We start from the raw sequence: 24,657 nt of genomic DNA, 5'->3' as shown, positions 1-24,657 counted from the left end.
AATTTTTTGGCGAGGATGAGTTATAGCAAATTAAGCTTCTGGAGAATATTTTAACATATTGAAAGATTTTTATATTTGTCAGCTTATCCTCGCTTCGTTATCGGCGCATTCTAATGCCAATATTATGATAAAATAATCTTCCTTAAATATTTCTTTTGTATAAATAATCAGTTTGATTGAGGAATTTATTTTGCTTACTTTTTGCACCATACTTATTTTTTCACTTGCTAGCTTCTAATTTATTATTTTATTAAAATAAAATGATAACTTCATAATTCATTATACTATTCAAACTAAACAATGTTAAAAAAATACTTTTTATTATTCACTTTGTTATTTTGTATCCCAACCTGTTGGGCTGATGGTTTAACAAAAGAGCAGGCGGAAAATCTTGAACTTGCAGGGGTTAAGCTTGGAATAACCGAACTGGAACTGGTTGAATTACTCAAAAACAAATATCACCTTTCTGAAAATGACATAAAAATTAGTGAAATGAAAATGCGATTACCGCCATCAAAAATAGGAAAAAAATCGATAGTCGAAGGCACAATCAAAAGCTATGAAATAACTTTAAATGCCAACAATCAAGACGAAAAATTAACAATTAGACTTGAAGATGACTTAGAGCGTAACCCTACCAAATTAGTTGTGTTCAATGTTTATAAAAAAATAACATACACAGCAGAAATAGAGCAGAAAGTTTATAAAGAATTAACCCAAAAATATGGTAAAGAAGAATATAAAAACATAGTAGGGGATAAAATATGGAGCTATAAACCATACGCTTTACATCTATCCCGAGAAACTGACGGTAAGTTTTATGTCGCAATTTTAACCGAAAAATATCGCAACCAAAAAACAGGATCGCAGTAAAAACGAAATAGTTGCATAAACGGTTAATTTGGCTAAAAAACACCAAAAACTTTAATAAAGTTAATACCTGCATTAACTAATTTTTGCCTAAAAGTTTTTTGTTTTTGTGAATAAATAGGGATGAGTGTAGAGGTGTTAATGTTGGCTAAAACACGATTGAACAAGTGATTTTACTGTTCAATCGTGCTTTTACTATATCAAATTAACCAAAAAACTTTTTCACTTTGTCAAAGAAGCTTTTTTCTTTGGGACTGTGTTTAGAGTTTTTATCAGCTTTAAAGCTTTCACCTAACTCTTTTAGTAACTCTTTTTGTTTACTGGTTAAATTAACTGGTGTTTCAACTACAACATGGCAGTAAAGATCACCGACAGCATTACCACGCAACGATTTTATGCCTTTACCTCGTAGTCGGAACATTTTTCCTGTTTGTGTTTCAGCAGGAATTGTTAAGCTGACCTTGCCATTAAGTGTTGGCACTTCAACTTCGCCACCAAGTGATGCTAATACAATATTAATTGGAATTTCACAATGTAAGTTTGTACCGTCTCGTTCAAAAATAGCATGTGATTTAACTTGCACTTGTACGTATAAATCACCAGATGGCGCACCATTTAATCCAGCTTCACCTTCACCAGAAAGTCGGATACGATTTCCTGTATCAACACCAGCAGGAATAGTAACAGATAATGTTTTTGTTTTTTGTACTCGGCCTTCACCGTGACATTTTTTACATGGATTTTTAACTACTTTACCACGACCATGACAAGTTGGACACTCTTGTTGCACAGCAAAAAAGCCTTGGCGCATTTGTACAACACCGGCACCATGACATGTGTTACACGTTACCACATCAGAAGGCTTTTCGGTTCCTTGTCCATGGCAAGTATCACAGCTTACTAACGTTGGAACTTTAATTTCTTTACTAACACCTGCGGCAGCTTCTTCTAATGTTAGTGTGATATTGTATTGTAAGTCATTGCCGCGAGATGCAGTTTGTCCACGACCTCGACCACCACCAAAGAAATCACTGAATATATCGTCAAAAGCTCCGCCGCCAAATCCACCAAAGCCTCCGAATCCTCCTGCACCGCCTTGACCTTGTTCAAAAGCAGCATGGCCATATTGATCATAAGCCGCCTTTTTTTGCGGATCGGTTAGGACTTCGTAAGCTTCTTTTACTTCTTTGAATTTTTCTTCAGCTTCGGCTTTGTTATCCTGATTTTTATCAGGATGATATTTCATAGCTAGGCGTTTATAGGCTTTTTTTATCTCACTTTCACTGGCACTTTTACTGACGCCCAATGTTTCATAATAATCTTTCTTCGCCATAATTAACCTTTATTTTTATGATTTTATAAACAACTAAACGGGCTTGAGTTACCTCGCGCCCGTTTAATGTATTACATGTTTAAAACTCGTTGGAATAACTCATTAAAAAACATAGTAACTAATGATTATTTTTTATTATCATCAACTTCTTTGAAGTCTGCATCAACAACATCATCTTGCGCATTAGAGCTTGCACTATTTGTTTCTGCACCTTGAGCTGCTTGAGCTTGTTGTTGTGCTAATTCAAGCAATTTTTTAGAAGCTTCCATTAATGCATTAATTTTTGCTTCAATTTCTGCTTTATCTTCGCCACGAGCAGCAGTTTCTAAAGCACTTACGGCATCTTCAATTGCTTTTTTATCATCAGCTGATAACTGATCACCTGCTTCAGTCACTTGTTTACGTGTTGAATGAACTAGATGATCTGCTTGGTTACGAGTTTGAGCTAGTTCTTCAAATTTACGATCTGCATCGGCATTTGCTTCTGCATCATTAACCATTTTTTGAATCTCTTCTTCACTTAATCCTGATGAGGCTTTAATCGTAATTTTTTGTTCACGTCCAGTATTTTTGTCTTTCGCAGATACATGCAAAATACCATCAGCATCAATATCAAAAGTAACTTCAATTTGTGGCATACCACGAGGTGCAGGTTGAATACCGTCTAGGTTAAATTGACCTAATGATTTGTTATCACCCGCACGTTTACGTTCGCCTTGTAATACATGAATGGTTACTGCTGATTGATTATCTTCAGCTGTTGAGAACACTTGACTATGTTTTGTTGGAATAGTTGTGTTCTTTTCAATTAAAGTTGTCATTACACCACCCATAGTCTCAATACCTAAAGACAATGGAGTTACATCAAGTAATAATACATCTTTAACATCACCACCAAGTACACCACCTTGAACAGCCGCACCAACTGCAACCGCTTCGTCAGGGTTTACATCTTTACGTGGCTCTTTACCAAAAAAGTCAGCAACCGCTTTTTGAACCATTGGCATACGAGTTTGCCCACCAACAAGAATAACGTCTTTAATGTCAGAAACAGAAAGACCTGCATCTTGTAATGCTGTTTTTACAGGATCCATTGAACGTTTAACTAAATCTTCTACTAATGATTCTAATTTAGCGCGAGTCACTTTAATATTTAAATGTTTTGGACCACTTGCATCAGCAGTGATATAAGGTAAATTAATATCAGTTTGTTGCGCTGATGATAATTCAATTTTCGCTTTTTCTGCCGCTTCTTTTAGTCGTTGCATTGCTAGCGGATCATTTTTTAGATCGAAGTTTTGTTCACGTTTAAATTCGTCAACTAAATAATTGATTAAGCGTGAGTCAAAATCTTCACCACCTAAGTGAGTATCACCATTTGTTGCTAATACTTCAAAGGTTTTTTCGCCATCAACATCGTCAATTTCGATAATAGATATATCAAATGTACCACCACCAAGGTCATAAACCGCAATAGTTCGGTTACCTACATCTTTATCTAAACCATAAGCAAGCGCTGCCGCTGTTGGTTCGTTGATGATACGTTTTACATCAAGTCCTGCAATACGACCAGCATCTTTAGTTGCTTGACGTTGTGCATCGTTAAAATAAGCAGGAACAGTAATAACCGCTTCAGTTACTGCTTCACCAAGATAATCTTCTGCTGTTTTTTTCATTTTTTTCAATACTTCAGCAGAAATTTGTGGCGGTGCAATTTTTTGACCTTTAACATCAACCCATGCGTCGCCATTGTCAGCTTTTACGATCTTATATGGCATGATGCTAACGTCACGTTGTACTTCGGCATCTTCAAAACGACGACCAATTAAACGTTTAATTGCAAATAGTGTATTTTGTGGATTGGTTACTGCTTGACGTTTTGCTGGTTGACCAACTAAGATTTCTCCATCTTGTGTATAAGCAATAATAGAAGGGGTTGTACGATCGCCTTCAGCGTTTTCTAATACTTTTGCTTGACCATTGTCCATTACAGCAACACATGAATTTGTTGTACCTAAATCAATACCAATAATTTTACCCATAATCTTTTCTCCTCAAAACCTGTATTTTATTTCTTGTATATAAGTCTTAAATTTTAATTTTCAAGCCCTTACTTCACAAAGAAATGTTTTTTGTTTTCACATAAATGGGAACGTTATTATTAATATCAAGGGGTAAAAAAAATTATTTTTCTAAAACCTTGATTATAGCGTTTTCTACACTTATTATTGCCGCTCTTTAATCATCTTACTTAATTTATAGGATCCTTATGGAACAAACAAAACTTGCAAATCCAGGCCCTCTTGGCTTAATGGGATTTGGTATGACAACAATTTTATTGAATATTCATAATGCTGGATTTTTTCCTGCTATGACAGTAATTGTCTCAATGGGTATTTTTTATGGCGGCCTTGCGCAAGTCATTGCTGGTATTTTAGAATTTCGAAAAGGTAATACGTTTGGTACAACGGCATTTACTTCTTATGGTTTCTTTTGGATTGCGTTAGTGGGTATTTGGTATTTACCAACTTCACCAGCGACAGCGCCATCTGATGCCACTTTTGTTGGTATTTTCCTTGCGTTATGGGGAATTTTTACTGGCTTTATGTTTATTGGTACATTAAAAGGCAACCGCGCATTACAATTTGTTTTTGCTAGTTTAACCGTTTTATTTGCTTTATTAGCTATTGGTAATATTTCAGGTAACCATGGCATTATTCATATTGCAGGTTTTGAAGGCATTATTTGTGGAGCAAGTGCTATTTATTTAGCAATGGCAGAAGTGATTAATGAGCAATTTGGTCGTACGGTTTTACCGATTGGTGCACCTAAAGGCGATGCGCATTAATAATTTAATTTAGTCTATCGTTAATAAAAAACGGGGAATATTCCCCGTTTTTTATATCAAATAATTATCGCTAAAATCAATTATTTTTTATAAGCGTCGTTATGAACACCAACCGCCGCACGTCCAGATGGATCGTTTAAGTTCTTAAATGATTCATCCCATTCAATTGCTTTAGCAGTTGAACATGCAACAGTTGGACCACCTGGTACACAATGAGCTGCACTTTCAACTGGAAATAGTTCATTGAAAATTTCACGATACATATAAGCTTCTTTCGAAGTTGGCGTATTATATGGGAAGCGGAATTTTGCATTTTCTAATTGCTGATCAGTAATTTTACTTTCTGCAATTTCTTTTAATGTATCAATCCAACTATAACCAACACCATCAGAGAATTGTTCTTTTTGACGCCAAACAACCGATGCAGGTAAGTAAGACTCAAATGCTTCGCGGACAATATGTTTTTCCATTTTGCCATTGCTACCACACATTTTATCTTTTGGATTAATGCGCATTGCGACATCTAAGAATTTTTTATCAAGGAATGGGACTCGAGCTTCAACGCCCCAAGCCGCCATTGCTTTATTCGCACGTGCACAATCATACATATGTAGTGCTGCTAATTTACGTACGGTTTCTTCATGGAACTCTTTAGCATTTGGCGCTTTGTGGAAATAGAGGTAACCGCCGAACACTTCATCAGCACCTTCACCAGAAAGTACCATTTTTATTCCCATTGCTTTGATTTTACGTGCCATTAAATACATTGGTGTTGAAGCACGGATTGTGGTGACATCATAAGTTTCAATGAAATAAATTACGTCACGAATAGCATCAATACCTTCTTGAATGGTAAAGTTAATTTCGTGGTGAACTGTACCTAGATGATCAGCAACCGCTTGTGCAGCTTTTAGATCTGGAGCACCTTTTAAACCTACAGCAAATGAGTGTAACTGTGGCCACCATGCTTCTGATTTTTCGTGATCTTCAACACGACGTGCTGAGAATTTTTTAGTGATCGCTGAAATGACGGAAGAATCAAGTCCACCTGACAATAAAACACCATATGGCACGTCAGACATTAAATGACTTTTTACAGACTCTTCTAATGCAACACGCAGTGCATTAATATCCGTCTTATTGTCTTTCACATTTTCGTAATCCATCCAGTCACGTTTGTAATACGTTTTGATTTCACCTTCGGTACTAGATAGATAGCATCCTGGAGGGAAAGCTTCAATTGTTTTACAAACAGGCACTAATGCTTTCATTTCAGAGGCAACATAAAATGTGCCATTTTCATCATGACCTGTATACATTGGAATAATACCAATATGGTCACGGCCAATAAAATAGCTGCCTTTATTGATATCATAAAGGATAAAAGCAAACATACCTTGTAATTCATCAAGGCAATCAATACCTTTTTCTTGATATAAAGCAAGAATCACTTCACAGTCAGAACCTGTTTGAAACTCATAACGATCTTTGTACTGATTTCGGAGTTCTTGATGATTATAAATTTCGCCATTTACCGCTAAAACTAGGGTTTTATCTTTATTATAAAGAGGCTGAGATCCTGTATTAACATCTACAATTGATAAACGTTCATGAGCAAGAATTGCTTTATCAGACGCAAAGATACCAGACCAATCAGGACCACGATGACGCTGTAGACATGATAGCTCTAATGCTTTTGTTCGTAGTTGTTCTGGATCTGATTTAATATCAAGAATACCTAAAATCGAACACATTGATTTTCTCCATTTCAAATCGCATAAGCGATACTGTTACAAGTAAAAACTAACTAGATAAATTTTTTTATTTTGTTAAACATAAAACAAATATTTAAACAAACAGAATACACATTATTTATACACAATTAAAGCATAATGTGATTATACTTTTCTTACTACTGAAAAAAGTAGCAATTATTTTTTTAACCATTGGCCTTGTCGCTTTATATATTGACCTGCTGGGGTCTTTTCTTGCGCTTTACTACCGGCCTTTTTTTCTACTTCATTTAAAGGGACATTACTTTCAGCTGATACTTTTTGGTATTGTTCTTTACGAGCCTGATTAATTAATTGCGCAATTTCAGAAGCGTTACCTTCGTTTTTCACTACACCTAAATAACCATCAGCCTGTTCACCAACTATCCCTTGAGCTTTGGCTTGGCTTAATGAATCTATTGCTTGATCTAAATTTAATGCAAACGCAGAAAAAGATAACACAACTGAAAATAATGCCAAGGTTGCTTTCTTACAGATATTCATAACAAACTCCTTAATAAATACATCGTATTTTATTTATTTAAATGTGAGTATAGATTTTTATTAAAACTTATAATCAAAAAGACAGATAAAAATAAAACTTATTAATTAATATAATCCAGATTTATTGATTATATTATCTAAAGCTTTATCAACCTTAATATTAATTTCATGGTCTATCTTAACATTTAAATTGATATTAATTGGTTCACTCGGTGCTTGAACTTTAACTGTTGGTGAACATCCCGTTAATACACCTGCTAATATTATAATTGCAATAACATTTCGTACCATAAAATAACCCCTTATTTTGAAGATTTATTTTTTAAATAAGCTTCAATACGTTTACGGATTGGCTCACTAATTTGATCGGATAACTGTAAACTCATGAGCAATTTAGTCATATTTTCTTCAAGGTTGATATTTAAATTAACCGCTTTGCCATTTTCGACATCCAAATTACTGCCTTGAATATTCAATTTTAATTTGGCAATGTCATTAGCGTAATCAACTGCGCCTTGTAACTTAGTATAATGAAAATTTTTAATAATATCAGTGAGTATTTTCATATTGGGGTTATTTTGCCCATAGCTTTTGAGAGCAGAATTTTCAAATTGTAAATAACCCTCGTTGATCGTAACTAACTTGCCATTGTTAATGACAAATTTTAAAGCTGTTTCACCCTTTTTCTTTATCTCTGATAACGTAATAGGTAAAACTCCATCAATTGCACCATCACCAGCAAGCCCTTCAGAAGGATATTGCTTAAAAATATCTTTTAGTTGTATCTGTTTTAACCTTAAATTAAATTGTTGGGGTAATTTAGCTAAATTCAATTTATTTTCTTCAATAAAAACCAAACCAGAGAATATATTAGCTTGAGCTTTTTTCCATGTAACCGTTCCTTTGTTTGGTGCTTTAAACGAGGCTAAATAGCTTCCAACTAATTTAATCTTTTCAAAAGCGATCCCCATATTTACTTCTTGAATATTTAATACCGGTGTTGAAATAGTAAATTGGTTATCTTTAATAATAATATTGATATCGCCTGTAACCGATTTGATTTCACTAGTTTTATAAATACCATTGAGTTTATTAATGGTTAATGTTGCTATAGCAGATAGTTGGTTACTATCAAATGGAATGTTTGATTTAAGTTGAATATTGAAATCCCCATTGGAAGAACCAAGGATTAAATCATCAGAAAGATTTGCTTTTTCTAAACTAATTGATGCTTTATCCGAAGTTATTAATTCCAATTGATGACTAGATAGCCATCCAGTAAACGGTAAGACTAAATTACTATTTTGTAAACCAAATTGATTTAGGGATGTTTTAAAAAGGCCGTTTTGTATGTCAATCCGCAAAGCCTGTTGATTAAACAACAAAGTGGCAGACAATTGTGTTATTTCTTGGGTATTGGTTGATAAATTAAGTTGTATTGCTTCTTGCTGTTTACTTATATCAACTTTTAAATCTAATCTCGCTTTATTTTGTTCATAAAATCGCAGTGTATCTATATGAATCGTTTTAGGTAACCAATAAATAATAGTTGAAATCAAAGAGAGATCGGGATCAGATTGATTAAGCGTTTCAGTCGTTGTATCAACCGTGTTTTCAATAGTTTCTAAAGCTATTTCAGATTCATTGGGTTGCCAATAAATATCTAAATTGTTTGCAGTTAACTGCGATAATGAAATTGATAAATTTTTAGCAGTTATAGAAACTTGGGATGGTTTACTGACAGTAAGTTCGTCAAAAGTAAGACCTTTAAAGCCAACGCTAGCACCATGCCAATCGACAATAATCCCATTTTTCTGCTTGAAAGTCTGCCAATAATGCCATCCAAACAAGCAAAACAGTATGAGGAAAAATAAGATACTGAGTAAGATCCAATAGCGTTTTTTTAAGCGAACCATAGAAGTTCTCACTTTGACAAAAAGGGTTGCAGGGGTTTCCCTGCAGTAAATATATTAATTTTGAGATTGCTCACGTTGATTAATATATGCCAAAGCCTTATCAATTCTAGCAAGCGCTCGTTTTTTGCCTACCGCAAAAACAGTTGCATCAACCGATGGCGATTGCCCGATACCTGTTACAGCAACGCGTAATGGCATGCCAACTTTACCCATACCAACATTAAGCTCGGTTGCAGTTGCTTCAATCGCATGATGAATTTTATCAATTTGCCAATCAAAGTCAGCAATAGCTTCAATTTTTGCTTTAATTGTTTCTAATGGCTGTTTGGCGACTGGGCGCAAATGTTTTTTAGCTGCATCGGCATCATAATCTTCAAAATCTCGATAGCAATAAGCACATGATTCAGCCATCTCTTTAAGCGTTTTACAACGTTCACCAAATAACTTAATAATAGTGATAAGATCAGGACCTTGTGATAAATCATATCCTTGTTGGTTCATATGCCAAATTAAATGTTGAGCAACATAATCCGCATCAAGATGGTTGATATAATGGTGATTTAACCAAAGTAATTTTTCAGTATTAAAGGCACTGGCTGATTTACTAACCGCATCTAATGAAAAATAACTAATCATTTCCGGAACAGAAAATATCTCTTGATCACCGTGTGACCAACCAAGACGCACTAAATAGTTAAGTAATGCTTCGGGCAAATAACCATCATCACGATATTGCATGACACTAACCGCTCCGTGACGTTTAGATAATTTTTGTCCATCATCCCCTAAAATCATTGATACATGACCATATTTAGGAATTGGCGCTCCTAATGCTTCTAGAATATTGATCTGGCGTGGTGTATTGTTGATGTGATCTTCACCACGAATAACATGGGTAATTTCCATATCCCAATCATCAACAACGACACAGAAATTATAAGTTGGTGAACCATCAGTGCGGCGAATAATAAGATCATCAAGCTCTTTATTAGCAATCTCAATTGGACCACGGATTAAATCATTAAAAATAACGGTGCCATCAGTAGGGTTAGCAAAACGAACAACATGTGGCTCATCATGAGTATGCTCTTGTTGTACTGAAGCACAACGGCAATGCCCATCGTAACGCGCTTTTTCACCTTTTGCCATCTGTTCTTCACGCAATTTTTCAAGACGTTCTTTAGAACAGTAGCAACGATAAGCTGTGCCTTTGGCTAACATTTCATCGATGACTTGATTATAACGATCAAAGCGTTTAGTTTGATAATAAGGACCTTCGTCCCATGATAATTTTAACCAATTCATACCTTCCATTATTGCTTCAATCGCTTCAGGCGTTGAGCGCTCAAGATCGGTATCTTCAATGCGTAATACAAATGCACCTTTTGCATGGCGAGTATAAAGCCAAGAATAAAGTGCTGTACGTGCACCACCTACATGTAAATAGCCTGTTGGGCTAGGTGCAAAACGGGTTTTGATTTTCATGAAATAATCCTAATAATAACGAAAATAGAGCTTTAACAACAAAACGAATACCAGCACCATTTCCTTTAATTCTGCTATATATCAACAAGCAGAATAATATGTTTGTATCGATTCAATTTAGTTGCTTATTCTAACACGCCGAAAGGTTTCGGCAATAGTTCCATTATAGTTAACAGGTTAATTTAGCTTGTTAAAAAGTTTCAGGAAAGTATACGTTTAAGTATAATATCAGCCTTAACTAGACAGATAAGGCTGATATTATTTAGTACGAATTTAGTATGATTAATGTGCTTCATCCCAATTATTACCGAAACCTACATCCACTTTTAATGGTATAGATAGTTGGTAACAATTTTCCATGATCGATTTTATCTGAGCTTTATATTGCTCAACTAATTCTTCTTTTACTTCAAATACTAGCTCATCGTGTACTTGCATAACCATTCTAACATTACCTACAGGTAAGCTTTTTATCCATTCGCTTACCTTAATCATTGCTGTTTTAATAATATCAGCCGCTGTACCTTGCATTGGGGCATTAATAGCAGCACGCTCAGCACCGCGTCGTTCAATACCACTTCCTGATTTTATTTTAGGAAGATATAAACGTCGACCAGATAGGGTTTCAACATAACCTTGTTCAGCAGCTTGTTGGCGAATTTGGTCCATATACGCTTGAACACCTGGATAGCGCTCAAAATAACGATCGATATAAAACTGAGCTTCTTTACGCGCAATATTAATTTGTTTAGATAAACCAAAGGCGCTCATACCATAAATTAATCCAAAGTTAACCGCTTTTGCACGTCTTCGCTCTTCAGAAGTCACTTCAGATTCAGTTTTACCCAAAATTTCACTAGCCGTAACACGGTGAATGTCTTTATCATGAGAAAAAGCATAAAGTAAACTTTTATCTTGTGATAGATGCGCCATGATCCGTAATTCAATTTGCGAGTAATCTGCCGAAATAATTTTATATCCCTTTGGTGCAATAAAAGCTTGGCGAATTCGTCGCCCTTCTTCATTTCGCACTGGGATATGTTGTAAATTTGGCTCATTTGACGACAATCGCCCAGTTACAGTACCAATTTGATTATAATTGGTATGAATACGATGATCGATAGGACTAACCATCAATGGCAATTTATCGGTATAGGTATTTTTTAACTTAGCTAAACTACGATAAAGCAAGATCATGCGTGGCAATTCGTATTGATTAGCTAGCTCACTCAAAACATCTTCACTGGTTGATGGTTCGCCCTTTGGTGTCTTTTTGAGAACTGGTAATTGATGTTTATCAAATAAAAGAGCTTGAATCTGTTTAGGTGATGCTGGATTAAATTTTTCACCTGCCAACAATTGTAACGTTTCTTGAATTTCGTTTAATTTCTTTCTCAATTCACTAGAATGTTTATTTAATAACTTGACATCAATCAAAACGCCTGTTCGTTCCATTTCTGCTATCAAAGTGGTGAGAGGCATTTCAATATCTGTGAATAGAGCTTTTAATTTTTCATCTTTTTCAAGATCTGGCCATAATTTATTATGCAATTGTAAGGTAACATCAGCATCTTCAGCAGCATATTGTGTGGTTTTTTCCACATCAATATTATCAATAGTAACCTGAATTTTATCAAATTTAGTTAATTCATCATAAGTAATGGTTTTATGATCCAAATAACGATTGGCCAAACTATCCATATCATGACGGTCAGTACTATTTAATACATAAGATTCAATCATAGTATCAAACGCAATCCCTTGTATGGTTATGCCATAATTTGCTAGCACGCTGTAATCAAATTTTGCATTTTGGGCAATTTTTTTGATTTCTGGATTTTCAAATATTGGTTTTAATTTAGCTAATACATCATCTAGTGGTAATTGTTTAGGAACACCTAAATACTGATGAGAAAGTGGTATATAAGCCGCTTGATGAGGTTCAACACTTAATGATATACCAACTAATTTAGCATGCACGTGATCAACATTATCTGTTTCAGTATCAAAAGCAAATAGTCCGCTATTTGTTAATTTTGTGATCCATTCATCTAATTGCTTTTCAGTTAATATACACTGGTAATCAGTCTCTCTTTTTTGTGTTGTTGTTTGTTCTTCTTGAATGAAGTAATTATCATCACCTTCTATAACTTGATTTTTCTGCTGATTTAAAAAAGTACCAGCCATTAATTCTTTTTGCCAACGATGAAAACCATAATAATTAAATAATTCAACTAGAGCCTTAACATCAATATCACCTACCAATAATTGTTCATTGGAAAAATCTAACTTAACATCAGTTTTGATTGTTGCAAGTAAATAAGAAAGATCGGCATCATTTTGATTATCAATCAATTTCTGTTTTAAAGATTTAGCGCCTCGGATCTTCAATTTTTCAATATCGTCTAACCGATTATAAATATCTTCTACACCATCAAATTCAGATAACAAACTTTGTGCTGTCTTTTCACCTATACCTGGTACGCCAGGAATATTATCAGACGAATCGCCTCTTAAAGCTAAATAATCAATAATTTTTTCTGGCGGAACACCAAATTTCTTTATTACCCCTTGTGAATCTAATTGGGTATTATTCATCGTATTAATCAATGTAATTCTATCGCTCACTAGCTGTGCCATATCTTTATCACCAGTACTGATTAATACTTCTAGATTCTCCCTCTCAGCCTGTCTTGCTAATGTACCAATTACATCATCTGCTTCAACACCTTCAATACAAAGTAATGGTAATCCCATGGCTTTCAAAATAGTATGAATAGGTTCGATTTGCGGACGAAGATTTTCAGGCATTTCATCTCGCGTGGCTTTATATTCATTATAAAGCTCATTGCGAAATGATCCTCCTTTTGCATCAAAAACCACGGCAATATGTGTAGGATTGTACTGATTAATTAAACTACGAACCATATTAACCACACCAAAAATAGCGCCTGTAGGCTCACCTTTAGCATTGGTTAATGGTGGACAAGCAAAAAAAGCACGATAAAGATAAGATGATCCATCAATTAAAATAATCGGTGTATTATTTGGCATTATGGTTACCTAAACATTATTTAATTTAATGGCTGATAGTATAACACCTAATTGGTAATAATATTCTTACCAAGTCAACAATATAATGTAAAAAAGTTTCAGGTAACACTATGTTTCAGTATAAAATCATGTGTAAACAACTGTATATTGCGCAATGAGTGTTATATAATAACGCATTCATTTTCGCTTGAGTATGTAATAAATGACACAATTAAGCCCTGCCGCGCAAAAAGTCAAAGAAGCCCTTGCAGCTAAAAATCTTGAAACACCATTATGCCGTCTAGTTATAGATAATAATGAGCGTAAAGCAAAAATCGAGTCGCATTTTCGTGAAATTATGAAGCTAATGGAACTTGATCTATCTGATGATAGCCTTGCACAAACTCCTCACCGTGTGTCGAAAATGTATGTTGATGAGATTTTTTCTGGTCTTTATTACGAAAATTTTCCAAAAATTACGTTAATCGAAAATAAAATGCAAGTTGATGAAATGATAACGGTTCGCGATATTACACTAACTAGTGTCTGTGAACACCATTTTGTCACAATAGACGGTAAAGCAACGGTTTCTTATATTCCCAAAGATAAAGTCATTGGTTTATCGAAAATTAATCGAATTGTAACTTTTTTTTCCCAACGCCCTCAAGTACAAGAAAGATTAACACAACAAATTTTAGTGGCACTACAAACACTACTAGGTACGGTTAATGTAGCGGTTTCTATTGATGCAACCCATTATTGCGTTAAATCCCGAGGCATTAAAGACTCCAATAGTATTACAACAACAACTGCCCTCGGAGGCGGGTTTAAAACAAACCCAAGCACAAGGCAAGAATTTTTGCGAGCACTAAACCATTATTAATTTTATAAATGGGTATGTTTGAATCACAACAGTTTAAAGTATGACCGAGTCACTTAGCATTTTATCTCAAACAGTGAAAATGCTTGAAGAAAAGCGACAAAATCTAACTTTATATTGCGTGCATCTTCAAGAAAGATTGGTATAATTCTTGGTTACTTAATATAAATAACATTGTTTTCATGAAGATTATCCGTGGTATAACTAATCTAAAAAATCAGTTTTCTCAATGTGTTCTAACCTTGGGAAATTTTGATGGCGTGCATTTAGGACATCAACAATTAATTAACCATATTATTAAACAAGGTAAAAAACTCAATCTTCCCACTGTTGTGATGTTATTTGAGCCGCAACCACTAGAGTTTTTTGCCCAAGATAATGCGCCGTCACGTTTAACTTCATTTCATGAAAAAGTTATTTTTATTGAAAAATTAGGTATCGACTATATTATTGCTATTCCATTTACCCAAACTTTTGCCAATATGTCTGCCGATCATTTTATTCAAGATTGGTTGATCAATAAGCTACAAGCTAAATACATTACAATTGGTGATGATTTTCGGTTCGGATTTGAACGTAAAGGGGATATCAACCTTCTACAACAATATTCGCGAAATCATGATTTTGTAGTAGAAAGCATACCAACATTTGTTTGGAATAATTTTCGTATAAGTAGTACTGCTATTCGCCAAGCACTTTTGAATAGTGATTTTGAATTGGCTCATTGTCTATTAGGTCGTGATTATACAATTCAAGGTCGCGTAGTTCATGGCAATGCTTTAGCAAGGGAATTGGGATTTCCAACAGCAAATATTCACTTACATCGAAAAAAGCCTGCACTACAAGGAGTCTATTTTGTTAAAGTCAAAAATATCTGCAATAATCAGCATTATAACGGTATTGCCAATATTGGGATAAGACCAACTATTAATGGAAAAACCGCAATACTTGAGGTAAACCTTTTTGACTTTTCGGGTAATATATATGGACAATATTTAGACATAACGTTCATCAAAAAAATACGCGATGAGAAAAAATTTGACTCATTAGCAGAATTAAAACAACAAATTACACAAGATATTTGCACTGCGAAAAAGATCAGTGCAAAATTAACCAATAATAAAGTAGTATCAACACATTTAACTGGAATAAATCAGCATGACAGACTATAAAAATACATTGAATCTACCGGAAACTGGATTCCCAATGCGAGGAGATCTTGCTAAACGCGAACCAGCAATGTTACAAAATTGGTACGATAAAGAACTTTATCGCAAAATTCGCTCGGCCAAAAAAGGTAAAAAAAACTTTATTCTGCATGATGGCCCTCCTTATGCAAACGGAAAACTACATATTGGTCACGCCGTTAATAAAATCCTTAAAGATATTATTATCAAATCAAAAGGGTTAAGCGGTTATAATTCCCCTTATATTCCAGGATGGGATTGTCATGGCTTACCGATTGAACAAAAAGTTGAAGAGCAAGTAGGAAAACCAGGTGTAAAAGTAACACCTGCTGAGTTTCGTCAAATTTGCCGCGATTATGCCGCTTCACAAGTTGAACTACAAAAAGCTGATTTTATCCGTATGGGCGTACTAGGTGATTGGCAAAACCCTTACCGTACAATGGACTACAATACCGAAGCGAATATTATCCGTGCGTTAGGTAGAGTGATAAAAAACGGTCATTTAGTTAAAGGCGCTAAACCTGTTTATTGGTGTACCGATTGTATGTCATCTTTAGCCGAAGCAGAAGTTGAATATTATGATAAATCATCGCCAGCAATTGATGTGAAATTTAAAGCTGTTGATAATCAAGCCGTAGCAAATAAATTTGGTATCAATACTGATTTAACCATTTATGCTGTTATCTGGACAACCACGCCTTGGACATTACCAGCTAGCCGAGGGATAGCTTTAAATGCTGATTTTGAATATCAACTTGTTCAAATTAATGATAAAGAGAGCTTAATTTTAGCAACTGATTTAGTTGAGTCTGTGATGCAACGTGCCAATATCGACCAATGGAAAGTATTAGGTAGCTGCCAAGGTAATGCTCTTGAGTTGTTACGTTTTAAACACCCATTCCTTGATTTTGATGAACCAGTTGTACTTGGCGAACACGTTACAATTGATGCAGGTACAGGAGCTGTGCATACCGCACCAGGACATGGTACAGAAGACTTTATGGTCGGTCAAAAATATGGTCTTGAAGTGGCAAATCCAGTTGGTGGTAATGGTTGTTACTTGCCTGGAACGGGCGCTGGTCTCGATGGGTTATTTGTGTTCAAAGCGAATAAAGTTGTCGTTGAAATGTTAAAAGAACATAACGCACTATTACACTTTGAAAATATTGAACATAGCTATCCATGTTGTTGGCGTCATAAAACACCGGTTATTTATCGTGCTACACCACAATGGTTTATTAGCATGGATAAACAAGGTCTGCGAACGCAATCATTAAAAGAAATTAAACAAGTTCGTTGGATCCCTGATTGGGGACAAGCACGCATTGAAACCATGGTTACTAATCGCCCTGATTGGTGTATTTCTCGCCAACGCACATGGGGTGTACCTATGACGTTGTTTGTTCACAAAGAGACCGAAGAACTTCATCCAGATACACTAGCATTAGTTGAAAAAGTTGCACAGTTAGTTGAAAAAGATGGCATTCAAGCTTGGTGGGATGCTGATATTAAAGATCTTTTAGGTCCTGATGCTGATGATTATCGTAAAGTACCTGATACGTTAGATGTTTGGTTTGACTCAGGATCAACATTTTCTTCTGTTGTGCGTGCACGCCCTGAATTTGAAGGACATGATGCAGAACTTTATTTAGAAGGTTCAGATCAACATCGTGGTTGGTTTATGTCTTCATTAATGTTATCAACAGCAATTGATAATAAAGCCCCTTATAAACAAGTATTAACACATGGTTTTGTGGTTGACGGTCAAGGCCGTAAAATGTCTAAGTCACTAGGTAATATTGTGACACCACAAGAAGTGATGAACAAACTTGGGGCTGATATTTTACGCCTATGGATTGCATCGACCGATTATTCAGGCGAAATGAGTTATTCGGAAGAAATTATCAAACGAGCTGCCGATAGTTATCGCCGTATTCGTAATACCGCACGTTTTTTACTGGCAAATTTAAATGGATTTGATCCAGCTAAAGATATGGTAAAACAAGAAGATATGGTTATTCTTGATCGCTGGGCAGTTAGTATGGCAAAAGAAGCACAAGAACAAATTATTCAGGCTTATGAAAATTACGATTTCCATAAAGTTGTACAACGTATTATGCAATTTTGCTCAATCGAAATGGGATCATTCTATTTAGATATTATTAAAGATCGCCAATACACAGCAAAAAGTGATAGTATTGCCCGTCACAGTTGCCAAACTGCTTTATATCATATTGCGCAAGCAATGGTTCGTTGGATTGCACCTATTTTATCATTCACTGCTGATGAAATTTGGCAATATCTGCCAATGGCTGATAAACAAGAATTTGTTTTTGAAGATGAGTGGTATACAGCACTATTTACATTGCCAGAAAGCGAAGCATTAAATAGCGAATATTGGGCTCAGATTTTAGCCATTCGTAGCGAAGTGAATAAAGTGCTTGAACAAGGTCGTAATGATAAAGTGATTGGTGGTGCACTTGAAGCTGCTGTTACGCTTTATGCTGATAAAGATATTGCAGCAACATTAGCTAAATTAGAAAACGAATTACGCTTTGTATTACTAACATCACAAGCTAGCGTAAAACCATTACAAGAAGCACCAGAAAATGCAGTGCAAAGCGATATTCAAGGACTAAAAATTGAACTTGCTAAAGCACAAGGTGATAAATGCCCTCGTTGCTGGCACTATACCATCGATAATGAGCCAACATCACATTTATGTAAGCGTTGTGAAGAAAACATTCACGGCAAAGGCGAGGTAAGGCATTTCGCATAGCAACCTATTTAGTAAATTAAATGGAGCTATGCCAATCCCTTAAGCAATCTAGTACCTTTTCCGCCGACGATTGTCGGCGGAAACATAATAATGAGCACAAACTATATGAAAAAAGATAATGGACTTTACTGGTTATTATTTGCAATCATTGTTTTTATCATTGATATCGCAAGTAAATTTTGGATTATAAATAATTTCTCGCTATTTGAATCAGTGAATCTTTTGCCATTCTTCTCTATCACTTATGTACGCAATATTGGCGCTGCCTTTAGCATTTTTGAAGGGCAACGTATGATGCTTGCTGCTATCGCTTTAATTATCAGTGCCGTGATAGTACGTATGTTATACCGCAACACTCGCCAACAAAAATTAGAGAACTTGTCGTTATCAATGATTTTAGGCGGTGCATTAGGTAATTTATTTGATCGTCTTTATCATGGATTTGTGATTGACTTTTTAGATGTCAATTTTGGTGACTGGCACTATCCAACTTTTAATATTGCTGACTGTGCAATCTGCGTTGGTATTGGACTATTTATTTTCAGTAATTATAAAAAACCAAAGAAGACTGTATAGTATGCAAATTATTTTGGCCAATCCTCGCGGTTTTTGCGCTGGTGTTGATCGTGCTATCACAATTGTTGAACGTGCACTAGAATTGTTTGGCGCACCAGTTTATGTCCGTCACGAAGTAGTACACAATCGCTATGTCGTTAATCGCCTAAAAGAATTAGGGGCAATTTTCATTGAAGATATTAGCGAAGTACCAGATAACTCAATTCTTATCTTTTCAGCGCATGGGGTGTCTAAAGCTATCCGTGAGGAAGCCAAACAACATAAACTCCGTGTTTTTGATGCCACTTGCCCACTTGTAACCAAAGTACATATGGAAGTGGCTAGATCGAGTTATCGTGGTGAAGAGGTTATTTTAATCGGCCATGCTGGGCATATTGAAGTAGATGGTACAATGGGACAATATAACAATCCCGAAGGTGGCATTTATTTAATCGAATCAATTGATGATGTAAAAAAGCTACAGGTAAAAAACGAAAATAATCTTTGCTTTACCACTCAAACAACGTTATCCGTTGATGATACGGCTCAAATTATAGATGCTTTAAAAAAACGTTTTCCTAATATTCGCAGCCCACGCAAAAATGATATCTGCTATGCCACAACCAATCGCCAGCAAGCAGTGAAACAATTATCATCACGCGCAGACATTGTTTTAGTCGTAGGTTCTAAAAATTCGTCTAATTCAAATCGCCTAGCCGAGCTAGCAAGGCGAAACAGCAAACAAGCTTATTTAATTGATTTTGCATCTGACATCCAAAAAGAGTGGTTAATAAACGCACATACAATCGGCGTAACAGCAGGTGCTTCTGCGCCTGAGATTTTAGTACAACAGGTGATTGATCATTTAAAAAGCTTAGGTTGCACATCGCTTATTGAAACAGATGGCATTTTAGAAAATATCACTTTTGAAATTCCAAAAGAACTTCGAATTAACATTAAATCAACCTGATTTAAGAAGACTTAAGTCCCTCAAATTTTACTAATAACTCTTCTTTTGTTTCAATATGTTCAGGATCTGCAATGATGGCATTTTGAATAGGGCAAACTCGCTGACAAGTCGAATGATCATAATAACCGACACATTCCGTACATTTATTGGGATCAATTTCATAAGTATCAAACCCCATTGAGATTGCCTCATTTGGGCACTCAGGCTCACACATGTCACAATTAATACACTTATTGGTTATTTTTAACGCCATTGCTCTTCTAACTTTACTAATTAAAAAAATTAGTACCATTATAGCGTAATCACCAATAAATCCGAATAAAGATCGCGTTATCGCTTATTGAGTAGTTCAATCTTTGCAAAAAATTTTAGAAAATCATGCTATTTCATTTAGCTATACTTAAAAGTGAGTACTACAGCAGCTTATGCGGGTCGCTTTTTTTAAGTTGATGCTATATATAGCAAAAGATAAGGATATTACACTAATGAAGAAAATCAATACCCCTGCCTGCGGCATGAAGCGAACCACTATTGATTTACTGATGGCACTGCGAGAACAACTCGACCAATATTGCTTTTATCATAAAATCAGTATGGCTGATTACATAAGACAGCTTATTAAAACCAGTTTGACAACAGGGAGGCAAAAAATGAGCTTGCCTAGATAAATGGATTAGGCAACTTTCCCCGAATAAAACTAGCCGTCGAGAGTTAACCGCTGAGCAACAGCGGATTATGGCGTTAGAAAAAGAGATTAAAGAACTGAAAATGGCCAATGATATACTAAAAAAGGCGCATGTGCATATCATCAACAATCCAAGTCGGTGAAGTACACTTATATGAAAAATCATTTAACCAGCTATCCGGTTACTAGGATATGCCGATTACTTGGTGTCAGTTCATCGGGTTATTATGCTTGGTTAAAAAGAGCAAACAAATCAACCAAACTCAGCGAGTATATCCAAAAACAGTATTGGCAACATAAAGCTCGTTTGGGTGCGCCAAGCCTGCTTCATGATGCAAGAAAAGCGGGCTATCAAGTTTCAGAAAGGACAGCTTGCCGTGTTTTGCAACAATGGGGATTACTTAGTTTAAGATTGCATAGTAAAGCAGCACGTAAATTCAAGTATAAAACAGATATGGCTCATCGCAATATTGCGCCCAACACGTTAGATAGGCAATTTAACCCTGATAAGCCTAATAAAACATGGGTAACCGATATTACTTATATTAAAACAGGGGAAGGTTGGTTATATTTGTCGGTGATTATCGATTTATATGGACGAAAAGTGATTGCAAGGCAAACCAGACGCTACATAGACCGCCATTTAGTGTGTAATACATTAAAACAAGTCTTATTTCGGCGTTACTTTCCTAAAAATGTACTCATTCATAGTGACCAAGGAAGCCAATATTGCAGTGCTGATTTCAAGCAATTATTGTTACAATATGGGCTAAGGCAAAGCATGAGTCGAAGAGGAAACTGCTTTGATAATGCGATTGTTGAAAGTTTTTTCCATACACTCAAAACCCATATTATTCATGACTGTTACTATAAAACGAGGAAGCAGGCTAATAAAGCACTATTTGAATATATTGAAATCTATTATAATCGGATACGCCGTCATTCAGCCAATGGCTGGGTATCACCTGAACAATATGAACAACAATATTACCAAAACGAAAAAATGATAGAGGCGGGCACTGTCTAATATTCTGGCGAGAATCACTTCGAAAATTACTTTATGTTGAAAAAGAGGATGCAGTCAGCACTTTTTCCGTTATTACGACCAGTAGTGCTTTGTGTTTTTTGGTCAATCGCCAGTAAATGGACTTAGTTAATGGCTGAAAACAATAGACGGGTTATTGAACAAACATCTCAAAAAGGAAAAGAAAATCAGTTCAAATTAGTTAACACTATTCAACTTTATGATAAAGAATCAGTTATTATTGAGAGTGATATCGACCAGCCCCCCCCCATTTTACTTATATTGAAGGATCAAAAACATTAGAAACACTTTTTCAGCTAAGCATAAAATTTTTAAATCAGATGGAAGTCTAAAATGGATTTACTACAACAGTTTTTTTAGGTGAAAAAATAGTAATATTCCTGAACAAGATGTTACAGAAATTGCTCAATGAATATTTGATAATATTGAGTTTAATTTTACTGATTGAAGCTAAAAAAAGTGATATAAATTAATGCAAATTAGTTAACCTTCCCACCTAATAATAACGGCTAAAATGAAAAAATTTAGTTAAAAAATGTTGCTTCATAAAAAAAATAACTTAATTTAGATAACCTAATTAGATTATCTAAATTAATCAGTAAACTATAATGATAGAAAATATTTGGCTGAATATAAATAATCTCCTTCGTAAATTAATTGTGACGCAGGTCATTGCTCACTTCGGCTAATTAATAAACTAATTGTTGTCCATGTTGGTAGCAACTTTCTCAAATACTAAATAGAAGGGGATAATGATTTTTTTGTTTAGGTATCACATATTGTACAAAGAAGAGCTATTATAATGAAATTAAAAGGATTGTATTTTGATTGTCAGGTTGATGGTTGTGCTCCTGATACTTTTGCGGTCACGGAGTTTACGTTAGACGAGCACCTGTCAGAGCTATTTACCTTAACCCTAACCCTGACAAGTCCCGAAGCCGATATTGATATTAAATCGCTGATTTTGTGTAAAGCATATTTAACGGTGAGTCAGAATGGCGTACCCCAGCGAGAGGTGATAGGGATTATTACCGAAGCCAAACGTGGTAAAAGTGGTTTTCGGCAGACCTATTATACCCTGATTGTTCGCCCCTCGCTATGGTTACTAACCCAACGTCAACAAAGTCGTATCTTCCATTTTAAAAGCATTCCAGAAGTTCTCGATATTTTATTGCAAGAGCATCAAATTCGTTTTTGTTGTGATTGTCGCGATAAACATACTCAGCGTGAATTTATCACCCAGAAACGAGAAACGGACTATGCATTTTTTTGTCGCTTAGCGGCAGAAGAAGGGATTACTTTCTGGTTTGAAGTCAACAAAGGCGAAGCGCAGTGCTTGTATACTGATAGTTTTCTTTCATTGTTAGGCGGTGATACGCTAGAATATAATGACCATCCGCAAAGTAGCACAGAGGGTGACTTTGCTTATCAGATGAATTTGTCTGCCCGAATGACACCCCAAAAGGCGATGGGCAAAGACCGGACGTATTTACATCCTCGTTTTCCTTATCAACACGAGGTTAGGGGAGAGACCTTACTAGGGGTGAATACTTCTCTCTACACCATTTATGATAGTTTTGCCCGTTTTCCTGATTATGATTCGGCTGAACAGATGACTCGTTATCGACTAGACGTTTTACAAAGAGAAAGTGAATATGGTGAGGGCGAAAGTAACTGTTTTGCTTTACGCCCAGGTTATTATTTTCGGCTTTGCGGTCATCCTTTTGCCGCTCTTAACGAAAAATGGCAGGTGACCTGGGCGGTTCATCATGGCGTTTTACCCCAGTCAGGACAGGAAGACTTTAGCGACACAGCGGCGAGCTTAACCAATCACTTTCGTTTTATCTGGTATTATAAAAACTGGCGCCCAACGTTTATACCTAAACCAATTGCTGATGGTCCAGAAGTGGCCGAGGTGGTGGGACCAGCGGGTGAAGAAATCTTTACCAACAAGCAGGGACAGGTGAAAGTACACTTTCACTGGAACTTATATGACGAGGCGGACGAAAAGGCATCGTGTTGGGTGCGGGTTATGCAAGGCTGGAGTGGTCGAGGTTATGAATTTTATGCTATACCGCGTATTGGTCAAGAGGTGATAGTCAGTTATATAAATGGTGACATTGACAGGCCGATTATTACTGGCTGTACTTACAATGACATCATGGCCTTGCCGGTGCAATTACCCGAAAAGAAAACACAAACGGTATTTCGAACCCAAACTCACAAAGGTCAGGGGCACAATGAACTACGTTTTGACGATGCGACAGGCAATGAACTTTTACATCTACATGCACAAAAAGATATGGATATACATGTATTGAACGATCACACTGTCAATGTTGAGCATGATAGTAAACACCATATAAAAAATGATAGCCATTTAAAAATTGATAATGAATACAGAGTACATGCAAAAAATGACATATCACTCTCAACGACCTCAGACTTACATATTAATGCTGATCAAGGAATATTCGCTCAAGGAAAAAGTGAAATACACCTTCAATCCGGTATGAAAATCGTGATTGATGCAGGAGCAGAAATAACCTTACAGGCAGCAAACAACTTTATTAAAATTGATAGCACAGGTATTCACACTAGTTCTGTGTTTAATGTCGGTTCTGGGTCAGCAGGTAAAGGTACGGGTTGGCGAGGAAAATTGCCTAGTGGTTTATTTACAGAAATCACACAACTTTTACCCCTCTCTCGCAATCAACGATTAGTACTTCTGAGCAATACCCCGTTTTGTGAGGAGTGTGAAAAATGTAAACAAGAAGGAGGATGTGCGATTTAAT

Annotated in this window: 19 protein-coding genes and 1 pseudogene; 11 read left to right on the top strand and 9 right to left on the bottom strand. The window is 35.7% G+C overall.

The window, feature by feature from the left end:
- Nucleotides 1-300 precede the first annotated feature (300 nt).
- Nucleotides 301-873, top strand: coding sequence for a hypothetical protein (locus tag GYW75_RS09245; RefSeq protein WP_174799207.1), 573 nt, complete (start codon nucleotides 301-303; stop codon nucleotides 871-873).
- A 202-nt stretch (nucleotides 874-1,075) separates the two neighbouring features.
- Here GYW75_RS09245 and dnaJ read toward each other — a convergent pair whose 3' ends face one another.
- Entirely contained in the window at nucleotides 1,076-2,203 is a 1,128-nt protein-coding gene (gene dnaJ / locus GYW75_RS09240) for a molecular chaperone DnaJ (RefSeq protein WP_085165593.1), read from the bottom strand.
- 125 nt (nucleotides 2,204-2,328) lie between these two features.
- Nucleotides 2,329-4,245, bottom strand: coding sequence for a molecular chaperone DnaK (gene dnaK / locus GYW75_RS09235; protein ID WP_174799206.1), 1,917 nt, complete (start codon nucleotides 4,243-4,245; stop codon nucleotides 2,329-2,331).
- Between the two features lie 227 nt (nucleotides 4,246-4,472).
- Between dnaK and satP the strand changes: the two genes are divergently transcribed.
- A complete protein-coding gene (satP, locus tag GYW75_RS09230) occupies nucleotides 4,473-5,051 on the top strand; it encodes an acetate uptake transporter (RefSeq protein ID WP_174799205.1) in 579 nt (192 codons plus the stop codon).
- 80 nt (nucleotides 5,052-5,131) lie between these two features.
- Here satP and asnB read toward each other — a convergent pair whose 3' ends face one another.
- The 6 genes from asnB to polA form a co-directional block, all read right to left on the bottom strand.
- A complete protein-coding gene (gene asnB, locus GYW75_RS09225) occupies nucleotides 5,132-6,805 on the bottom strand; it encodes an asparagine synthase B (RefSeq protein WP_034911264.1) in 1,674 nt (557 codons plus the stop codon).
- 177 nt (nucleotides 6,806-6,982) lie between these two features.
- Nucleotides 6,983-7,327 (bottom strand): YdbL family protein, encoded by a 345-nt coding sequence (locus tag GYW75_RS09220; RefSeq protein WP_085165597.1) that lies wholly within the window; start codon nucleotides 7,325-7,327, stop codon nucleotides 6,983-6,985.
- 105 nt (nucleotides 7,328-7,432) lie between these two features.
- Entirely contained in the window at nucleotides 7,433-7,618 is a 186-nt protein-coding gene (locus GYW75_RS09215; protein ID WP_034911268.1) for a YnbE family lipoprotein, read from the bottom strand.
- Nucleotides 7,619-7,629: 11 nt separating this feature from the next.
- Nucleotides 7,630-9,243 (bottom strand): intermembrane phospholipid transport protein YdbH family protein, encoded by a 1,614-nt coding sequence (locus tag GYW75_RS09210; RefSeq protein WP_174799204.1) that lies wholly within the window; start codon nucleotides 9,241-9,243, stop codon nucleotides 7,630-7,632.
- Nucleotides 9,244-9,297: 54 nt separating this feature from the next.
- Nucleotides 9,298-10,728 (bottom strand): glutamate--tRNA ligase, encoded by a 1,431-nt coding sequence (gene gltX, locus GYW75_RS09205; RefSeq protein WP_174799202.1) that lies wholly within the window; start codon nucleotides 10,726-10,728, stop codon nucleotides 9,298-9,300.
- A gap of 282 nt (nucleotides 10,729-11,010) precedes the next feature.
- Complete coding sequence (polA, locus tag GYW75_RS09200; RefSeq protein ID WP_174799200.1) at nucleotides 11,011-13,782, bottom strand: DNA polymerase I; 2,772 nt, start codon at nucleotides 13,780-13,782, stop codon at nucleotides 11,011-11,013.
- Between the two features lie 202 nt (nucleotides 13,783-13,984).
- Here polA and folE point away from each other — a divergent pair, with 202 nt between their 5' ends.
- The 5 genes from folE (at nucleotide 13,985) to ispH (ending at nucleotide 20,132) form a co-directional block, all read left to right on the top strand.
- Nucleotides 13,985-14,644, top strand: coding sequence for a GTP cyclohydrolase I FolE (gene folE / locus GYW75_RS09195; protein WP_174799198.1), 660 nt, complete (start codon nucleotides 13,985-13,987; stop codon nucleotides 14,642-14,644).
- 179 nt (nucleotides 14,645-14,823) lie between these two features.
- Nucleotides 14,824-15,813 (top strand): bifunctional riboflavin kinase/FAD synthetase, encoded by a 990-nt coding sequence (gene ribF, locus GYW75_RS09190; protein ID WP_174799196.1) that lies wholly within the window; start codon nucleotides 14,824-14,826, stop codon nucleotides 15,811-15,813.
- Nucleotides 15,800-18,607 carry an isoleucine--tRNA ligase gene (gene ileS / locus GYW75_RS09185; RefSeq protein WP_174799195.1) on the top strand — a complete coding sequence of 936 codons (2,808 nt, stop codon included), beginning with the start codon at nucleotides 15,800-15,802 and terminating at the stop codon, nucleotides 18,605-18,607. The genes ribF and ileS overlap by 14 nt, the downstream gene beginning before the upstream one ends.
- A 90-nt stretch (nucleotides 18,608-18,697) precedes the next feature.
- Entirely contained in the window at nucleotides 18,698-19,183 is a 486-nt protein-coding gene (gene lspA, locus GYW75_RS09180; RefSeq protein ID WP_202983962.1) for a signal peptidase II, read from the top strand.
- 1 nt (nucleotide 19,184) lies between these two features.
- A complete protein-coding gene (ispH, locus tag GYW75_RS09175) occupies nucleotides 19,185-20,132 on the top strand; it encodes a 4-hydroxy-3-methylbut-2-enyl diphosphate reductase (protein WP_174799193.1) in 948 nt (315 codons plus the stop codon).
- Between the two features lies 1 nt (nucleotide 20,133).
- Here ispH and GYW75_RS09170 read toward each other — a convergent pair whose 3' ends face one another.
- A complete protein-coding gene (locus tag GYW75_RS09170; protein ID WP_034911286.1) occupies nucleotides 20,134-20,385 on the bottom strand; it encodes a YfhL family 4Fe-4S dicluster ferredoxin in 252 nt (83 codons plus the stop codon).
- Nucleotides 20,386-20,581: 196 nt separating this feature from the next.
- Between GYW75_RS09170 and GYW75_RS09165 the strand changes: the two genes are divergently transcribed.
- The 4 genes and pseudogenes from GYW75_RS09165 (at nucleotide 20,582) to GYW75_RS09150 (ending at nucleotide 24,656) form a co-directional block, all read left to right on the top strand.
- Nucleotides 20,582-20,800 (top strand): hypothetical protein, encoded by a 219-nt coding sequence (locus tag GYW75_RS09165; RefSeq protein WP_238786455.1) that lies wholly within the window; start codon nucleotides 20,582-20,584, stop codon nucleotides 20,798-20,800.
- Between the two features lie 129 nt (nucleotides 20,801-20,929).
- Nucleotides 20,930-21,844: pseudogene (locus tag GYW75_RS09160) on the top strand (IS3 family transposase); the annotation flags it as partial.
- Between the two features lie 129 nt (nucleotides 21,845-21,973).
- A complete protein-coding gene (locus GYW75_RS09155) occupies nucleotides 21,974-22,144 on the top strand; it encodes a hypothetical protein (RefSeq protein WP_174799189.1) in 171 nt (56 codons plus the stop codon).
- Between the two features lie 520 nt (nucleotides 22,145-22,664).
- Complete coding sequence (locus GYW75_RS09150; RefSeq protein WP_174799187.1) at nucleotides 22,665-24,656, top strand: type VI secretion system Vgr family protein; 1,992 nt, start codon at nucleotides 22,665-22,667, stop codon at nucleotides 24,654-24,656.
- Nucleotide 24,657: the final 1 nt, after the last annotated feature.

The sequence above is a fragment of the Gilliamella sp. ESL0232 genome (assembly GCF_013346885.1).
GTDB lineage: Bacteria > Pseudomonadota > Gammaproteobacteria > Enterobacterales > Orbaceae > Gilliamella > Gilliamella bombi.
This window is presented reverse-complemented; position numbering and strand designations above follow the sequence as displayed.

Excerpts from the sequence above, each read along its gene's own strand:
- GYW75_RS09245 (WP_174799207.1), top strand. The coding sequence starts at position 301 with ATGTTAAAAAAATACTTTTTATTATTCACTTTGTTATTTTGTATCCCA.
- dnaJ (WP_085165593.1), bottom strand. The coding sequence starts at position 2,203 with ATGGCGAAGAAAGATTATTATGAAACATTGGGCGTCAGTAAAAGTGCC.
- dnaK (WP_174799206.1), bottom strand. The coding sequence starts at position 4,245 with ATGGGTAAAATTATTGGTATTGATTTAGGTACAACAAATTCATGTGTT.
- satP (WP_174799205.1), top strand. The coding sequence starts at position 4,473 with ATGGAACAAACAAAACTTGCAAATCCAGGCCCTCTTGGCTTAATGGGA.
- asnB (WP_034911264.1), bottom strand. The coding sequence starts at position 6,805 with ATGTGTTCGATTTTAGGTATTCTTGATATTAAATCAGATCCAGAACAA.
- GYW75_RS09220 (WP_085165597.1), bottom strand. The coding sequence starts at position 7,327 with ATGAATATCTGTAAGAAAGCAACCTTGGCATTATTTTCAGTTGTGTTA.
- GYW75_RS09215 (WP_034911268.1), bottom strand. The coding sequence starts at position 7,618 with ATGGTACGAAATGTTATTGCAATTATAATATTAGCAGGTGTATTAACG.
- GYW75_RS09210 (WP_174799204.1), bottom strand. The coding sequence starts at position 9,243 with ATGGTTCGCTTAAAAAAACGCTATTGGATCTTACTCAGTATCTTATTT.
- gltX (WP_174799202.1), bottom strand. The coding sequence starts at position 10,728 with ATGAAAATCAAAACCCGTTTTGCACCTAGCCCAACAGGCTATTTACAT.
- polA (WP_174799200.1), bottom strand. The coding sequence starts at position 13,782 with ATGCCAAATAATACACCGATTATTTTAATTGATGGATCATCTTATCTT.
- folE (WP_174799198.1), top strand. The coding sequence starts at position 13,985 with ATGACACAATTAAGCCCTGCCGCGCAAAAAGTCAAAGAAGCCCTTGCA.
- ribF (WP_174799196.1), top strand. The coding sequence starts at position 14,824 with ATGAAGATTATCCGTGGTATAACTAATCTAAAAAATCAGTTTTCTCAA.
- ileS (WP_174799195.1), top strand. The coding sequence starts at position 15,800 with ATGACAGACTATAAAAATACATTGAATCTACCGGAAACTGGATTCCCA.
- lspA (WP_202983962.1), top strand. The coding sequence starts at position 18,698 with ATGAGCACAAACTATATGAAAAAAGATAATGGACTTTACTGGTTATTA.
- ispH (WP_174799193.1), top strand. The coding sequence starts at position 19,185 with ATGCAAATTATTTTGGCCAATCCTCGCGGTTTTTGCGCTGGTGTTGAT.
- GYW75_RS09170 (WP_034911286.1), bottom strand. The coding sequence starts at position 20,385 with ATGGCGTTAAAAATAACCAATAAGTGTATTAATTGTGACATGTGTGAG.
- GYW75_RS09165 (WP_238786455.1), top strand. The coding sequence starts at position 20,582 with ATGCTATATATAGCAAAAGATAAGGATATTACACTAATGAAGAAAATC.
- GYW75_RS09155 (WP_174799189.1), top strand. The coding sequence starts at position 21,974 with ATGGCTGAAAACAATAGACGGGTTATTGAACAAACATCTCAAAAAGGA.
- GYW75_RS09150 (WP_174799187.1), top strand. The coding sequence starts at position 22,665 with ATGAAATTAAAAGGATTGTATTTTGATTGTCAGGTTGATGGTTGTGCT.